The sequence below is a fragment of the Kitasatospora sp. NPDC097691 genome (assembly GCF_040302665.1).
GTDB lineage: Bacteria > Actinomycetota > Actinomycetes > Streptomycetales > Streptomycetaceae > Kitasatospora.
Genome location: NZ_JBEORY010000014.1, coordinates 117579 through 132850 on the forward strand (window position 1 = coordinate 117579; position 15272 = coordinate 132850).

At 72.8% G+C, this 15272-nt stretch carries 17 protein-coding genes; 3 read left to right on the forward strand and 14 right to left on the reverse strand.

Features of this window, described 5'->3' with window-relative positions; all coding sequences use genetic code 11:
* Window positions 1–28: 28 nt before the first annotated feature.
* Window positions 29–436 (reverse strand): ArsR/SmtB family transcription factor, encoded by a 408-nt coding sequence (locus ABTY56_RS13140; RefSeq protein WP_350628818.1) that lies wholly within the window; start codon window positions 434–436, stop codon window positions 29–31.
* Between the two features lie 109 nt (window positions 437–545).
* Between ABTY56_RS13140 and ABTY56_RS13145 the strand changes: the two genes are divergently transcribed.
* Both ABTY56_RS13145 and ABTY56_RS13150 read left to right on the forward strand, forming a co-directional pair.
* Window positions 546–1532, forward strand: a complete 987-nt coding sequence (locus ABTY56_RS13145) for a quinone oxidoreductase family protein (RefSeq protein ID WP_350628820.1) — start codon at window positions 546–548, stop codon at window positions 1530–1532.
* A gap of 215 nt (window positions 1533–1747) precedes the next feature.
* The gene (locus ABTY56_RS13150; RefSeq protein ID WP_350628822.1) at window positions 1748–2584 is read left to right on the forward strand and encodes an NAD(P)H-binding protein; all 837 of its coding nucleotides are present in this window, start codon (window positions 1748–1750) and stop codon (window positions 2582–2584) included.
* Window positions 2585–2690: 106 nt separating this feature from the next.
* On the opposite strand, the gene ABTY56_RS13155 is transcribed toward ABTY56_RS13150, so the two are convergent.
* Window positions 2691–3293, reverse strand: a complete 603-nt coding sequence (locus ABTY56_RS13155; RefSeq protein WP_350628824.1) for a TetR/AcrR family transcriptional regulator — start codon at window positions 3291–3293, stop codon at window positions 2691–2693.
* An 85-nt stretch (window positions 3294–3378) separates the two neighbouring features.
* On the opposite strand from ABTY56_RS13155, the gene ABTY56_RS13160 reads away from it, so the two are divergent.
* Window positions 3379–4224 (forward strand): SDR family oxidoreductase, encoded by an 846-nt coding sequence (locus tag ABTY56_RS13160; RefSeq protein WP_350628826.1) that lies wholly within the window; start codon window positions 3379–3381, stop codon window positions 4222–4224.
* Window positions 4225–4424: 200 nt separating this feature from the next.
* On the opposite strand, the gene ABTY56_RS13165 is transcribed toward ABTY56_RS13160, so the two are convergent.
* From ABTY56_RS13165 to ABTY56_RS13220, 12 genes are all read right to left on the reverse strand, one after another.
* Complete coding sequence (locus ABTY56_RS13165; protein ID WP_350628828.1) at window positions 4425–5129, reverse strand: DUF5995 family protein; 705 nt, start codon at window positions 5127–5129, stop codon at window positions 4425–4427.
* 185 nt (window positions 5130–5314) lie between these two features.
* On the reverse strand, window positions 5315–5581 hold the full coding sequence (locus ABTY56_RS13170) for a YxzC family protein (protein ID WP_350628829.1): 267 nt from the start codon (window positions 5579–5581) through the stop codon (window positions 5315–5317).
* 203 nt (window positions 5582–5784) lie between these two features.
* Entirely contained in the window at window positions 5785–6372 is a 588-nt protein-coding gene (locus ABTY56_RS13175; RefSeq protein ID WP_350628831.1) for a hypothetical protein, read from the reverse strand.
* Between the two features lie 106 nt (window positions 6373–6478).
* Window positions 6479–7249 carry an ABC transporter permease gene (locus ABTY56_RS13180; RefSeq protein WP_350628833.1) on the reverse strand — a complete coding sequence of 257 codons (771 nt, stop codon included), beginning with the start codon at window positions 7247–7249 and terminating at the stop codon, window positions 6479–6481.
* Entirely contained in the window at window positions 7246–8172 is a 927-nt protein-coding gene (locus ABTY56_RS13185; RefSeq protein WP_350628835.1) for an ATP-binding cassette domain-containing protein, read from the reverse strand. Before ABTY56_RS13185 ends, ABTY56_RS13180 begins: the two co-directional genes overlap by 4 nt.
* A complete protein-coding gene (locus tag ABTY56_RS13190) occupies window positions 8172–9011 on the reverse strand; it encodes a DUF4097 family beta strand repeat-containing protein (RefSeq protein ID WP_350628837.1) in 840 nt (279 codons plus the stop codon). Before ABTY56_RS13190 ends, ABTY56_RS13185 begins: the two co-directional genes overlap by 1 nt.
* Before the next feature lie 92 nt (window positions 9012–9103).
* Window positions 9104–9649, reverse strand: coding sequence for a YlcI/YnfO family protein (locus ABTY56_RS13195; protein WP_350628839.1), 546 nt, complete (start codon window positions 9647–9649; stop codon window positions 9104–9106).
* A 154-nt stretch (window positions 9650–9803) separates the two neighbouring features.
* Window positions 9804–10820, reverse strand: a complete 1017-nt coding sequence (locus tag ABTY56_RS13200) for an adenosine deaminase (RefSeq protein WP_350628889.1) — start codon at window positions 10818–10820, stop codon at window positions 9804–9806.
* A 165-nt stretch (window positions 10821–10985) separates the two neighbouring features.
* Complete coding sequence (locus ABTY56_RS13205) at window positions 10986–12281, reverse strand: DUF445 domain-containing protein (protein WP_350628841.1); 1296 nt, start codon at window positions 12279–12281, stop codon at window positions 10986–10988.
* 154 nt (window positions 12282–12435) lie between these two features.
* Window positions 12436–13395, reverse strand: a complete 960-nt coding sequence (locus ABTY56_RS13210) for an ABC transporter ATP-binding protein (protein ID WP_350628843.1) — start codon at window positions 13393–13395, stop codon at window positions 12436–12438.
* Between the two features lie 27 nt (window positions 13396–13422).
* The gene (locus ABTY56_RS13215; RefSeq protein ID WP_350628845.1) at window positions 13423–14313 is read right to left on the reverse strand and encodes an ABC transporter permease; all 891 of its coding nucleotides are present in this window, start codon (window positions 14311–14313) and stop codon (window positions 13423–13425) included.
* Window positions 14306–15169 carry an ABC transporter permease gene (locus tag ABTY56_RS13220; RefSeq protein ID WP_350628847.1) on the reverse strand — a complete coding sequence of 288 codons (864 nt, stop codon included), beginning with the start codon at window positions 15167–15169 and terminating at the stop codon, window positions 14306–14308. The genes ABTY56_RS13215 and ABTY56_RS13220 overlap by 8 nt, the downstream gene beginning before the upstream one ends.
* Between the last annotated feature and the right edge of the window lie 103 nt (window positions 15170–15272).

The following is a 15272-nucleotide window of genomic DNA, read 5'->3' on the forward strand; positions in this document are numbered from 1 at the left end:
GGGCGGCCCGGCAACGCCGTTGAGCCGGCTACCCGGCCTCCCCGCCGCGCATCCCGGGGCCGCCGCCACGGCCCCCGTCCTCGCCGTCACGGCACCCGGGCCCGCCCCCGGTCCGCCCGTGGGCGGCGAGGACGGTGTCGAGGAGGCCGGGGAAGCGCTGCTCCAGGTCGACCGTGCGCAGTGCGGAGAAGCGCCGGTTGGCCTCCTCCCGCTGGCTGATCAGGCCGGATTCGCGCAGCACCTTGAAGTGGTGGCTGAGAGTGGAGGGCGCGACGTCCACCGGGAAGGTGCCGCAGGCCCGTTCGGGTTCGGCACGCAGAACCCGGACGATGGTCATCCGGGTCGGGTCGGAGAGGGCGTGCAGGACGTCGAAGAGGTCGATCTCCTCGGTCGCGGGGTGGGCGAGCGCCGGTCGCCGGCGGGTGCTGCGGGGCACGGTCAGACCTCCCTGATCTGCGATGTTCGACATCCATGGAAATGGCGTGGTACCACTGTCCCGCGCCAATTTCGTAGTTCGTCGAACATCGTATCGGAGGGGGACCGACATGCGCGCACTGGTGATGACCGCACCCGGCGGAGGCGAGAACTCGCAGATCCAGGAGGTCGAGGCACCGCGCCCCGGGCCGGGCCGGGTGGCGATCGACGTCGCCTACGCCGGACTGAACTTCGTGGACGTGATGACCCGCCGCGGCGATGCCGCGTACGCCGCCGAGTGGCCGTACCGGCCGGGCAAGGAAGTGGCCGGAACGGTCCGGGAGGTCGGCGAGGGGGTCACCGGCCTGGCCGTGGGCGACCGGGTCGTGGCCGCACCGGTCGGCGCCGGACTCGCGGAGGTGGTGGTCGCGGAGGCCGCGCTCACCGTGCCACTCCCGGACGGCGTGGCACTGCGCGAGGCCGCCGCCGTACCGCTGGGCCTGGCCACCTCGATGCTGCTGCTGACCGACGCCGGCCGCTTCGACGCCGGGGACACCGTCCTGGTGCACTCGGCGGGCGGTGGGATCGGCCACGCCGTCGCCCAACTCGTCCCGCTGCTCGGCGGCGGGCGGCTGATCGGCACCGTCGGCCGGCCGGAGAAGACCTCCGCCGCGATCGCCTCCGGCTACGACCACGCCTTCGCCCGCGACGAGGCGCTGGCCGAGGCGATCCGGACCGCCACCGGCGGCCGGGGCGTCGACCTCGTCCTCGACCCGCTGGGCACCGAGGCCCTGGAGCTCGACCTCGCCGTGGCGGCCCCCGGCGCCCGGATCGTCCTCTTCGGCAACGCGGGCGGCGGAGCCGTCGCCGACCTGCCGCCGCTCGGGCGACTGATGGCGGGCAACCTGACCGTCACCGGCTTCAGCCACCGCTTCCTGGCCGCCACCGCACCGGACCGGCTGGCGCGGGCCGTCCGCCGGGTCGTCGACCTCATGGCCGACGGCGGCCTGAAGCTGCCGGTCACCGAACTGCCCGACCTGGCCGCCGTCCCGGCCGCCCACGACGCGATGGAGAACGGGCGCGCGACCGGGAAGTACGTGGTGCGGGTGGGCGGTTGAGCCCACCGGGCACCACCGGGCACCACCGGTCCCGGGGTCGCGTACCCCGACCGGCACGCCGGGAACACCCGCAGGGCCTGCGCGGGAAGTCGACCTCGCCGACTTCCCGCGCACGGCTTTTGGCGCCGCATGCCGGATGTCGAGCGCCGAACTCCGGACGCCGGGTCTCCCGACGCCAGGGCATACCCCCCGCTCGGCGGGCGTTGGGGGCGGGCATGACCAAGATTCTGGTGATCGGTGCAAACGGCAGTGTGGGCAGGCACGTTGTGACCTCGCTGGCCGAAGGCGGCCACGAGGTAAGGGCGTTGGTGCGGGACCCCGAAAAGGTCGTGCTGCCCGCGGGAGTCGAGCCCGTGCGGGGCGATCTGACCGTGCCGGAGAGCCTGGAGCCCGCACTGGCCGACGGGGTGGAGGCGGTCTACCTGATGTGGCCCGGGCTGCCGGTGGACCCGCGGGTCGTCGAACTGATCGCCCGGCACGCAGAGCGTGTCGTCTACCTGTCGGCCGACGTCGCCGACCTCGCGGACGACGAGCCGGCCGCGATCTTCCACCAGGAGATCGAGCGGCTGATCCGCCGGTCGGGCCTGGGCTGGACCTTCGTGCGGGCGATCGACTTCGCGGGCAACCTGCTCGCCTGGGCCGACCAGGTGCGGGAGGGCGTGGTCCGCTGGCCGTACGGGCAGGCGCGCCGTTCGCTGGTGCATGAACGGGACATCGCGGACGTCGCGGTGCGGGCGCTCACCGAGGGCGGGCACGACGGCCGCGCGTACGTGGTCACCGGGCCGCAGTCGCTCTCGCACGCCGCGCTGGCGCGGATCATCGGCGAGGAGCTGGGCGTCGAGGTGCGGTGGGAGGAGCTGGCGCCGCAGGCGGCCCGCGAGCGGCTGACGGCGGCCTGGGGGAACGCGGCGTTCGTGGACTCCCGGCTGCGGGCCTGGGAGTCGTTCACCCGCGAGCCGGAGCGGGTGACCGACACCGTGGAGCGGGTGCTGGGGCGGCCGCCGCGCGACTTCCGCCGCTGGGTGCGGGACCACGCGGCGGACTTCCGGTAGGCGCCCGCCCGCCGTACGGCCGGCCCCCGGCCCTACCGCCGGGGGCCACGAGTTTGCGGTCGGGGGCCACGGCCTTGCGGCTTGGGCCCGACCGCCCGCGGTCGGCTCAGCGGCTCGCCTGCGGGGCCTCCAGCGAGTCGAGCCAGCGCAGCAGTCGGTCCCCTTCGCGGGTCATCACGTCCGGGTCGCGCAGGGCGTTGGCCAGCAGCGACATGCCCTGGTAGCCGGCGACCAGGGTGAGCGCCAGGTCCTCCGGGTCGGGCAGGCCCAGCAGTCGGAACTGGCTCCCGACCCAGTCGAGCAGGCGCCGGATCACGGCGCCCGCCTCCGCGTCGAGGACCCCGTCGGCCCGCTTGTCGAGTTCGGCGGCCAGGGTGCCGGTCGGGCAGCCGAACCGGGCGGCGACGTCACGCTGGTCGACCCAGGCCCGGACCAGCGCCTTGAGGCGCTCCCGCGGGTCCTCCGACTGCTCCAGCGCGTCGGCGAGTTCGTCCAGGTGCGCGCCGTGTTCGGACAGTGCGGCGCGGACCAGCTCGTCCTTGGTCTTGAAGTAGTAGTAGACGTTCCCGACCGGGACGTCCGCCTCGCGCGCGATGTCGGCGAGGGTCGTGCGCTCGACGCCCTGCTCGTGGAGGACACGGGCCGCGGCCGCGGCGAGCCGCCGGCGCTTCTGCGACGCCCGGACGCGTCGATTCACTGAGTCAGTCACCCAACTGACTATAGACAGCCACCCGAGGCCGCATGCTACGGTCATTCTAAGTCAGTCGACTAACTCACAACGTGAGGGGATCTCGATGATCACAGTGACGGGTGCCACCGGCAACATCGGACGGACGCTGGTGGAGCTGCTGACGGCGGCGGGCGAGGAGGTGGTGGCCGTGTCGCGTCAGCCACAGCCCGCCCCTCCGGCAGCCGGTGCCCGATGGGCCCGGGGCAGCGTCGGTGACGCCGCGAGCCTGCGGCCCGCCCTCGAAGGAGCCCGTGCGCTCTTCCTACTGCTGGGCGGCGAGCTCAACAGTCGGGGCGAGAGCCCGGACGCCCTGCTGGACGCCGCCGCGGACGCCGGGGTCGAACGGATAGTCCTGGTCTCCTCGCAGGTCAGCACCACCCGGCCGGACGCGCAGTCGCACACCCGTCTACGGGAGTTCGAGGCCGCCGTGCGCAGCTCCGGACGGGACTTCACCGTCCTGCGCCCCGGCGGGTTCGCCTCCAACGCCTTCGCCTGGGCCGAGACGGTCCGCACCCGGCGCACGGTCTTCGCCCCGTTCGGCGACGTGGCCCTGCCCGTCGTCGACCCGGCGGACATCGCGGCGGTCGCGGCGGCCGCGCTGCGCGAGGACGGGCACGCGGGCCGCACCTACGAGCTGACCGGCCCCGAGCCCATCAGCCCGCGCCGGCAGGCCGCAGCCCTCTCCGAGGCCCTGGGCGAGGAGGTGGCCTTCGTCGAGCTGTCCCGCGAGGAGGCCCACGCCCACCTGGCACGGTTCATGCCCGAGCAGGTCATCCCTGGCACCCTGGACGTCCTCGGCGTCCCGCTCCCGGCCGAACTGGCGGTCAGCCCCGACGTCGCGGCGGTACTGGGGCGCCCGGCCGCGCCGTTCGACGCGTGGGTCGCGCGCAACCTGCCCGCGTTCCGGTAGCGGCGGCTCACCTCGGGACCCGCCCGCCTCCGACGAAGACCCGCCCGCCCGGAAGCCGGGCAGGCGGGTCGGACGGACAGGCAGGTCGGGCGGACAGGCGCCTCGGTGGCGGCCGGATGGCGGGTCGGGCGGACAGGCGCCTCGGTGGCGGCCGGATGGCGGGTCGGACGGACAGGGGGCGGGCGGTCAGGCTCCGGCCACTACTCGGCCGGCGGCGGAACGACCGGGACGAGGATCAGGCGGCTGGTGGCGTTCACCGCCCCGGCCATGGCGGTCAGCTGGACCTGGTACTTGACGGGGTTGTTCCGCGCGCTCCAGAGCTGGGTGGCGTTGAGCCAGGCGACCTCGCGGGCCGACGACATGCTGAAGGCGCTGACAGCGTGCTTGAGCTGCTCGGCCGGCGCGGTGGCGACCTTGACGATCTGCAGCTCGAACTCGGCCCGGATCTCCGCCTCGACACTGGCGAGCAGGTCGTTGACCTTCTCGTAGTCCTCGTGGACCGGCGGGACTTCCGGCGCCGTGTTCCGCTCCTTGCAGGTCTCCACGACGGCCAGGGCGAGGTCGTGGTTGATGTGGGCGTTCATGCCGGCCAGCGCGAACTGGATCGGCCAGACGACCCGGTTGCCGCGCGCCTCGAACAGAGGCTGCCAGGGCAGTTCGACCGGGCGGCCGGCCTTGGCGGCATCGACGTTCTTGAGGTAGTGCCCGGCGAAGATCACGTCCATCCGCTCAAGGAAGGCGGGGTCCTTGAAGGTCCCGGCGGTGACGTGCTCCTTGACCAGCTTGGTGACCTTCAGATAGACGCGGTTGAAGCAGGCCACGCCGTCGTGGCGGTCGAGTTCGGCGTCGATCTCCTCCATGCGGGAGATCACCCCGTCGATGGTGGTGGGGAGTTGGGCGGTCATCACAGGCCTTCCGTCGGGCGGGTCGTGCGATTACGGAGCGTGTCGACACGAGCATGGAAGATAGTGCACGGACCACCGGAAGGTGGGGAGGCTCCGCGACGGAGACGTCACATTCACGCCGGTTGCCGTTCCCGCCGCCTGCGCGGTCGGCTTCGGACCGGCCCCGGCCCTGACACCGCCGCCCCTCACCGGCCGCGACGGCGCCTCAACTCGGCCAGCCAGTCCCGCACCTGCGCCTCGCCGTGCAGGTACGGCCCACCGGGTCCGGCCGACAGGTCGATGCCGTGCAACAGGCCCAGCGCCCACAGGGACAGGTCGTCCCAGTGCAGTTCGTCGTCGAGGAACCAGCGCGCCGCCCAGCGATCGGCCTCGTCCCGGCTCACCCGGTCGTCCGCCACGGCAGCGAACCAGTGCTCGATCTCGTCCAGGCCCGGCTGCTCGGCACTCCCCACGGCCCCCTCGCCCGCAGCGTCACGAACCGCGGCGTCACGAACCGCGGCACCACGGACCGCGGCGTCGTCGGGCCGGGCGACGGCAGGACCGAGGCCACGGCCGAGGCCACGGCCGACATCGGGGCAGCGCTCAGGTCCCATCCCGCCAGTATGGTGGCGCCGCACTCACAGCTCGCTCCCCCACGGCGGCTCCGCCGGGGCACCTAGCGGGGCGTGACCTCCGGCTCGCCCAGCCGGCCGTCCCGCTTCACCGGGTACTCCCTGATCTCGTGCCTCGTGAGCACCGTGATCCGGTTCGGCCCGGACCACTCGGCCCGCACGAAGCCGTCGCCGTCGTCCCAGGTGCCCAGGTACCAGTGGCGGGCCGTCCAACCGCTGCCGGTCAGCAGCTCCACGCGGTAGATCGGGTCGATGGAGAAGGCCAGGTCGGTGATGGTCAGGACGTGCTCGGGGTTGCCCGGCTCGGACTTGCGCTGCATCAGCCGGCCGTCGCCGCCGAGGAAGTACGTGACGGCTCCGATCGCCACCGCGACCATGATCAGCGGGGACAGGATGGCGGCGCAACCGAGCTGCGCCCACCGCTCACGGAACTCGAACTGGACCAACATCGAGACCATGAGCATCACCGCTGCGGCCCCGAGAAGCAGCACCGGGTGGTTCAGCCAGCGCTCGACCTCCACCAGCCCACCCGAGCGGGAGGCTTGGTGGCCCAACAGGTACGCCAGGAACGCGACCAGCGCCGCGCCCCTGAACCACCACTCGATCCGTCTGTGCCGAGAAACCGCCGCCATGCACTCCCCCTGGGTGAACTTTTGCCCGGACTTTACTACGGGCCCACCCGGCGGCCCGGACGACGGTGGTTCCGTCGCCCGGGCCCGTCCGCCGGCCGCACCCCCGTCACCGCCGGTGGAAGACGCTCCGCGACCAGAAGTAGCCGAGCAGCGTCAGTCCGGTGCACCAGGCGAGGGCGCTCCACCCGCTGGTGCCGATCCCGGTGCCGGTCAGCAGGCCGCGCAGGGTCTCGATGATCGGCGTGAAGGGCTGGTACTCGGCGAACCAGCGCAGCACCGTCGGCATGGAGTCGGGCGGGACGATCGCGCTGCCGATGAAGGGCAGGAAGGTCAGTGGCAGCGGCGTGTTGCTCGCGCTCTCCGGAGTCTTGGAGACCAGCCCGATGCCCGCCGATATCCAGGTCAGCGCCAGCGTGACGAACATCAGCAGGCCTGCGGCCGCCAGCCACTCCAGCGGCCCGGCGCTCGACCGGAACCCCATCGCGAAGGCCGCGCCGATCACCAGCAGCAACGCGATCACCGTCTGGATCACGCTGCCGACCACGTGCCCGGCGAGGAACGCCGACCGCGAGATCGACATCGTCCGGAAGCGGTTGACGATGCCCTCCGTCATGTCGACGCAGACGCCCACCGCCGTGGCGACCGAACCCGCCGTCGCCGTCATCAGCACGATCCCCGGCGTCACGTAGTCGATGTAGCTGCCGCCCCCGATCCCCACTCCCAGTGCGCCCCCGAAGGCGTAGTTGAAGAGCGCCAGCATCATCACCGGCATCACCACGACCGAGAAGGTCATCGCCGGGTACCGCTGCGCGCGCTTCAGGTTGCGCCGCAGCATGGTCAGCGAGTCGCTGACCGCGTAGCTCGTGGTCGCGCTCATCGCGCACCCTCCCCGGTGAGTGTGAGGAACACGTCGTCCAGATCGGCCGTCTCCACGACCAGCGACTCGGCCCGCACGGAGGCGTTGTCGAGCGTGTCCAGTACGGCCTTCACCGTGAGGACGGAGTTGTCCCCCGGGATGTCCAGCCGTAGTGCCTCGGTGTCGGCGGCGGCGTAGTCGAACAGCGCGGCGGCAGAGGACAGTTGGCGGGCGTCGGCGAACTGGAGGCGGATGCGCCCGCCGGGGACGATCCGCTTGAGCTCCTCGGCGGTGCCCTCTGCGACGATCCGTCCGCCGTCCAGGACCGCTATCCGGTCGGCGAGTTGGTCGGCCTCGTCCAGGTACTGGGTGGTGAGGAAGATCGTCACCCCCTGGTCGGCGACCAGCCCGCGGATGATCTCCCACATCGTGCGCCGGCTGCGCGGGTCCAGTCCGGTGGTCGGCTCGTCGAGGAAGATCACCTCCGGGTCGCCGACCAGGGTCATCGCCAGGTCGAGCTTGCGTCGCATGCCGCCGGAGAAGGTGACGACGGGCTTGCGCGCCGCCTCGGTGAGGTCGAACCGCCGCAGCAGATCCTCGGCCCGCCTCCGCCCCTCCCGACGGCGGAGGTGGTTGAGGTCGGCCATCAGCATCAGGTTCTCCTCGGCGGTGAGCAGGTTGTCCACGGCCGAGAACTGGCCGGTCACCCCGATCGCCTTCCGCACCCCGTCGGCCTGCCGGGCCACGTCGTGCCCGGCCACCCGGGCCGAGCCTCCGTCGGCGGGGATCAGGGTGGAGAGGATCTGCACCGTCGTGGTCTTGCCGGCGCCGTTCGGCCCGAGCAGGGCGAACACGCTGCCCGCCGAGATGTCCAGATCGATGCCCTTCAGGACCGCCTTGTCCTCGTAGGACTTGGTCAGCCCGGCTGCGGAGATCGCCGCCATCAGGCCCTCCGGATGGTGATGCTGCCGACCTGGGTCTGGCCGCGGACCTCGACGGTCTCCCGGGCCTCGCCCGGGCCCTCGGCCGCGCCGAGGGTGTTGCGGACGGCACCGAACTTGCTGTGCACGTCGAGCCAGGCCGCCGTGCCCTCGGCGATGCCGACCTCCACGTCCCCGACACCGGACTGCACGCTGACCTTGCCCCGGACTACCCGGCCGATCCGGATGTGGCCGTTCGCCGTCTTGGCGTCCACTCCCGCCTCGGCGCCGCCGACGTGGATCCGCCCGTTGGAGGCGTTGGCCGTCAGCTCGCCGTGCACCTCGTCGATCTCGGTGTCGCCGTTGCTGTTCTTGACCGTGAGTCGGCCCTCGACGGTGCCGACCTCGATCCGGCCGGCCCCGAACACCTCGGCGTCGCCGGTGGCCGCGCCGAGCCGGATGTCCCCGTGGTCGGTCTTGAGCCGCACGTTCTCGGCCCGGTCGACCTGGATCCGGCCCATGGAGGCCTTGACCCGGCAGTCGCCGAGCGGGCCCTCGGTGACGAAGTCCGCCATCGGGGACTCGGCGTGCACCTCGGAGCCGGCCGGCAGCTCGACGACGACCTCGATCGAGCCCTTCTTGTTGGAGAACACGGTGCGCTGCTTGGGGCCCTTGATGGTGAGCCGACCGCCGGAGAAGTCGACCTGGGTCAGCCCGGCGGCCTTGATGTCGGCGTCCCTGGCCGCGTTGGCGGGGCGGATCTCGACCGCGGTGTCGGTGCGCTTGCTCGCGCGGATCCACACCGAGCCGATCTCGAACTCCAGAGTGGCGGAGATCGGTCCGTCGGTCTCGTACGTAGGCATGGCTGTCCCGTCCTCTTGGCTCGTGTAGGTGTTCCCGCTGGTCGGAGCGGGGGTGACGTTGAAGGTGCAGGGGTGCGGGTGGTGCGGAAGCGTCAGTGGACCCAGCCGGTGAAGCCCTGGCCGCCGACGCCGCGCGGGGCCCGGGCGCCGAGGTCGGCGACCGGGTGGGCGGGCGGGCGGCCGCCCTCCAGTGCACCGGCGACGGCCCGGACCAGCCAGGCGTTGAGGGAGACGCCGTCCTGTCCGGCGGCCTCCTCCGCCCGGGCCTTGAGGTTGGCGGGCAGGCGCAGGTTGATCCGGGCGGTGCCGCTCTCGTCCGACTCCGGCACCGCCGGTGCCACCGGTGGCACCACGGGCGGCACCGACGGCACGCCACCGTGGAAGCTGTCGGATCCGGGCGGAGCGGTCACCACGAACTCCGGATCGAGCCCGCGCAGGCGGACGTCCACCGAGCCCGGCGCGAGGTCACGGGTGACCTCGCCCATGGCGGCCGAGAGCGCATTGAGCAGGGTGAGCCGTACGGCCGACTCCAGCGGGAGCGTCAGCCGGTCGGCCAGCGCGCGGGCTTCGTCCCCGCCGGCGGCAGCGGCCACCGCGAGCTCGTTCCGGAGGTTTTCGACGTACGGCGTGAGGTCCATGGCTCAAGCATGGCACAGGCATGGCGCCATGTCGAGGAAATTGTGGCACCACATTGGCACCACTCGCCGGAGGGTGTGGCGCCGAACGTGAACCGCCCCGCCGACCGAGGTCGACGGGGCGGTTCACGACAGGGGCGTCAGCCCGGGGGAAGGGTCAGCGCCGCCATCCCGCCAGGTGGGCGTCGATCTCGCCGACCAGCCGGGCCTTGCCGGCCGGGTCCAGGAAGGAGGCCTCGACCGCGTTGCGCGCCAGCCCCGCCACGCCGGCCTCGTCCAGCCCCAGCAGCCGCGCCGCCACCGCGTACTCGGTGTTGAGGTCGGTGCCGAACATCGGCGGATCGTCGCTGTTGACCGTCACCAGCAGGCCCGAGTCCACCATCCGCTTGATCGGGTGGTCCTCGATCCGCTCCACGGCCCGGGTGGCGATGTTGGAGGTCGGGCAGACCTCCAGCGGGATCCGGTGCTCGCCCAGGTGGTCGAGCAGCGCCGGGTCCTTGACCGCCTGGGTGCCGTGCCCGATGCGCTCGGCACCGAGCTCCCGGATGGCGTCCCAGACCGTCTCCGGCCCGGTGGTCTCGCCCGCGTGCGGGACGCTGCGCAGGCCGGCCGCCCGCGCCCGGTCGAAGTACGGCTTGAACTGGGGGCGCGGCACGCCGATCTCCGGGCCGCCCAGGCCGAAGCTGACCAGGCCCTCGGGAGCCAGCTCGGTGGCCAGCCGGGCGGTCACCTCGGCCGCCTCCAGACCGGCCTCGCCCGGGATGTCGAAGCACCAGCGGAGCACGACGCCGAGCTCCTTCTCGGCGCGCACCCGGGCGTCCTCGATCGCCTCCATGAAGGCGACGTCGGGGATGCCGCGCTTGACCGAGGAGTACGGGGTGATGGTCAGCTCGGCGTACCGGATGTTCTGGCGCGCCATGTCCTCGGCCACGCCGTAGGTGAGCGCCCGGACGTCCTCGGCGTCGCGGACCAGGTCCACCACGCTCAGGTACACGTCGATGAAGTGCGCGAAGTCGGTGAAGGTGAAGTACTCGGCGAGCGCCGCCGGGTCGGTCGGCACCTTGGACTGCCCGGCGTGCCGGGCGGCCAGTTCGGCGACGACGCGCGGCGAGGCCGAGCCGACGTGGTGGACGTGCAGTTCAGCCTTGGGCATCCCGGCGATGAACGCCTCGATGCCGCTGCTGCTCCCGGCGCCACCGGTGTTCCCGGTGCTACCGGTGTTCCCGGTGGGGTTTCCGATCCGACTTCCGTCCGGCTGGACCACGGCGGTGCCCTTCTTCCTTCTCCGCGCTTCTACGCGCGTTCCGACTGTGCTGGCAAGCATAGGCCGAGACCCGGCTCACCCCCCGAGCGCGACCGACACGGTGTGGATCAGCAGCCCGGCCAGGGCGCCGACCACGGTGCCGTTGATCCGGATGAACTGCAGGTCACGGCCGACGTTGGCCTCGATCTTGCGGGAGGCCTCGTCGGCGTCCCAGCCCGCCACCGTCTCGGAGATCAGCGAGGTGATCTCGGCCCGGTAGGTGTCGACCAGGTACTGAGCGGCGTCCTGCAGCCAGCCGTCCACCTTGCCCTGCAGCTTGGGGTCGGTGGCCAGGCGCTCGCCGAAGCGGCGCACGCCCTCGCGGATGCGCCGGCGCAGTTCGCTGTCCTCGTCCTCGGCCGCGCCCATCACCAGGCCGCGCACGGCCGCCCAGGTGGAGTTGATCAGGTCCTGCACCTCGGGGCGGGCCAGCAGCTCGCCCTTCGCCCGTTCGACCCGGGCGATGGTCTCCGGGTCGGTCTGCAGCTCGGTCGCGAAGTCGGCGAGGAAGTTGTCGATCGCGCCGCGGGCCGGGTGGTTCGGGTCGTCCCGGATGTCGGTGACGAAGCGCAGCAACTCCTTGTAGACCCGCTCGCCGACCTGGTGGTCGATGAACCTGGGCGTCCAGCCCGGGGTCTTCTGGGTGACCTTGTCCACCACGTCCTCGTGGTTGGCGGTCAGCCAGCCGTGCGCCCGGACCGCGACCAGGTCCACCACGCCGCGGTGCCCGCCGTCGGCGACCACCTTGCCGAGCATCCGGCCCATCGGCTCGGCCACCGAGGTGGCGGCGGCCCGCCGGGTGACCGCCTCGGCGACGACCGCCCGCACGTCGTCGTCGCGGAGCACCGCGAGCAGGCCGCGCAGCGCCGCCGAGGCCTCCTTGGTGACCCGCTCGGCACTGCCGGGCGCGGCCAGCCACTCCCCCAGCCGACGGCCGATGCCGAGCGCCGCGAGGCGCCCGCGCACAACGTGGCCGGAGAGGAAGTTCTCGCCGACGAAGTCGCCCAGCGAGCGGCCGAAGGCGTCCTTCTTGGTCGGGATGATCGCGGTGTGCGGGATCGGCAGGCCGAAGGGGCGGCGGAACAGCGCGGTCACCGCGAACCAGTCGGCCAGCGCGCCCACCATGCCCGCCTCGGCGGCGGCCGCCACGTACCCGGCCCAGGCGCCCGCACCGGCCGCCTGGGCCCAGGTGGCGAGGGCGAAGACCAGGGTCGCGAAGGCCAGCAGGCCGGTCGCGATGGTCTTCATCCGGCGGACGCCGCGTCTCTTCTGCTCGTCGGCCGCGGTGAACCGGACCCCGGGGCCGGTCCCGCTGAAGGCATCGTCACTCACCCCGCCAGTCTGCCCCGTGCCCGGCGCGTACGGGGGCGTCCCCCGCGATCACGCGCCCCGGGTCCGCCCCGGGTCCGCCCCAGGTCCGCTCCCGGGTCCGCTCCCGGCCGCCGAGCGGGTGCACGACGGCCGGGAGGCGCGGGCGGGCCGCGGCTCAGCCGATCGCGACCTCCGCGTACATCCGGGCGATCACGTCCTCGATGGCCGGCTCACGCACCGACAGGTCTACCAGCGGGTACCGCTCCGCGACCGCCGCCACGATCGGCGCGGCGCTCTGCTGCGCCGGAAAGGCGAGCCACTGGCGGGGCCCCTCGACCTTGACCACCCGCGCCCCGGCCACCTCGATCGGGGCCCGGGACTCGGCGAGGTCCACCACCAGCGTCCGCTCGCTGCGCCCGGTGGTGTGCAGGCCCTCCAGCCCGCCGTCGTACACCACCCGGCCGTGGTCGATCACCATGACCCGGTCGCAGAGCTGCTCGATGTCGGTCAGGTCGTGGGTGGTGAGCAGCACGGTGGTGCCCCGGTCGCGGTTCACCTCGCGCAGGAACTCGCGCACCTTGCCCTTGCTGACCACGTCCAGGCCGATGGTCGGCTCGTCGAGGTAGAGCACCTGCGGGTCGTGCAGCAGCGCGGCGGCGAGGTCGCCGCGCATCCGCTGGCCGAGCGAGAGCTGGCGCACGGGGGTGTCCAGCAGGCCCGCCAGGTCGAGCAGTTCGACGCAGCGGTCGAGGTTCTCGCGGTACCGCCGGTCGGGGATGCGGTAGATCCGGCGGGCGAGTTCGAAGGAGTCGTGCAGCGGGAGGTCCCACCAGAGGGTGGTGCGCTGGCCGAAGACGACGCCGATCCGGCGGGCCAGCGCTACGCGTTCGCGGGCCGGGTCGACCCCGGCGACGCGCAGCCGCCCGGAGCTGGGGACGAGGATGCCGGTGAGCATCTTGATGGTGGTGGACTTGCCGGCGCCGTTGGGCCCGATGTAGCCGACGCACTCGCCGGCGTCGACGGTGAAGCTGAGCCCGTCCACCGCGCGCACCTCGCGCTTGGTGCGGCTGAACCGGCCGGCGCGGGCCCGTACGGTGAAGCTGCGCCGGACGTCCTGGAGTTCGATCAGTGCCATGGAAGCTCCTCGAAAGGCGACGGGGGTTCAGCTGCCGGTGCCGCGGTAGGCGCGCAGCCCGGCGCGCCAGGCGAGCCCGGCGGCGGCGACGCAGACGGCGGCGGCGACCGGGGAGGCGTACTGGAAGGCGGTGGGCAGGCCGAGCGGATCGGGCCGGCCGAGGATGCGCAGGGCCGGCAGCCAGTTGACGAAGGCCAGCGGGACGCCGAAGACCACCCCGGCGACCAGTTCCTTGGCGAAGATGGTCGGCGGGTAGTGGAGCAGGGTCGCCCCGCCGTAGGTGAAGGAGTTCTGGATCTCCTTGGACTCGCCCCACCAGAACTGGACGGTGGCACCGCCGATGTAGATCGCGCCGAAGATGACGCTGCCGCAGACCAGCAGGACGGGCACCAGCAGCACCCGGTCCCAGGTCCAGTGCACGTCCAGGGCGGCCAGCGACCAGACGAGCACCGCCGCGGCCTGCAGCGGCCGGCCGAGCCGGCGCAGCGAGAAGCGTTCGGCGCACAGCTGGGAGAGCGCGGGCGCGGGGCGGATCAGCATGGTGTCCAGCGTGCCGTTGACGATCCGTACGCCGAGGCCGTCGGCCGAGCCGACCAGCAGGTTGGCGACGCCGAGGGAGAAGGTCGCGGTGGCGTAGAGGAAGGCGATCTCCGGCAGGGTCCAGCCGCCGAGCCGGTCGGTGTGCCGGAACATGATCACCAGCACGACGAAGTCGAGGGAGTGGGTGACCAGGCTCGCCAGCAGGTTCAGGGCGAAGGAGGCCCGGTAGGCCATCATCGAGCGCATCCACATCCGGGCGCACAGCCACCAGGAGCGGACCGCCCAGGCGGTACGGGGGACGAGGCGCTCCCGCACGGGCCGCGGCCCGTCCGCGTGGGGCCCGTCCGCGCGGGGCCCGGCCACGAGGTGCTCAGCCACCCTGCACCACCACCCGGCGGGTCGCCAGCCACTGGGCGCCCCGCCCGGCCGCGAGCAGCGCGGCCGCCCAGGCGAGTTGGAAGCCGAACGCGCCGAGCAGTCCGCCGCCGCTCGCGCGCTCCAGGAAGACGTCCGTCGGCACCTTGACCAGCGCCGCCCAGGGCAGCACCTCGCCGAGGGCGCCGAGCAGGCCGGGGAACAGCGCGATCGGCAGCAGCATCCCGGAGAAGAACATCGAGACCACCAGCATCACCGCACGCACACCCTCCGAGTCGTGCAGCCAGAAGCCGGTGATCGAGACCAGGAAGCGCAGCCCGAAGCTGACCACCACCGCGAGCAGCACCGAGAGCAGGAAGAACACCCAGGTCAGCGGGTGCTCGGGCATCCGGGTGCGGAACACCAGGGCGCCCACCAGCAGCGGCACGGTGCCGCGGACCAGCAGTTGGAAGGCGGCCCGGCCGAGGTCGCCGGCCAGCCACCAGCCCTGGAAGTCGACGGGGCGGTAGAGGTCGACGGCGATGTCCCCGCTGCGGAAGCGGTCCTGGAGGTCGTCCTGGAAGCCGCCGCCCCACACGGCGACGGTGACCAGCAGGCCCTGGCTGACCCAGATGTAGGTGACGGCCTGGCTCTGGTCGTAGCCGCCGAGGTGGGGGCGGGCCTGCCAGAGGGCGAGGAAGGAGGAGGCGAGGATGATGCCGAAGACGGTGTTGGTGAAGGTGCCGGCCAGGGTGGCGGCCCGGTAGGTGGAGTAGCGGCGGAAGGCGCCGCGGGCGACGGCCGCGTACAGCCCGAGGGAGGCGGTGAGGGCCGCCCCGGGATCGGGGGGCCGCGCCTCGGCGGGGGCAGTGTTCAGCATATTGTCTCCTTGTCGACAAATACGGGCAGAGCGATGCCCGCACGCGTCCGCACACACCCCAACGGCTCCGACCGGCCGAACCCGGGGGTGCCGGGCCTGGCGG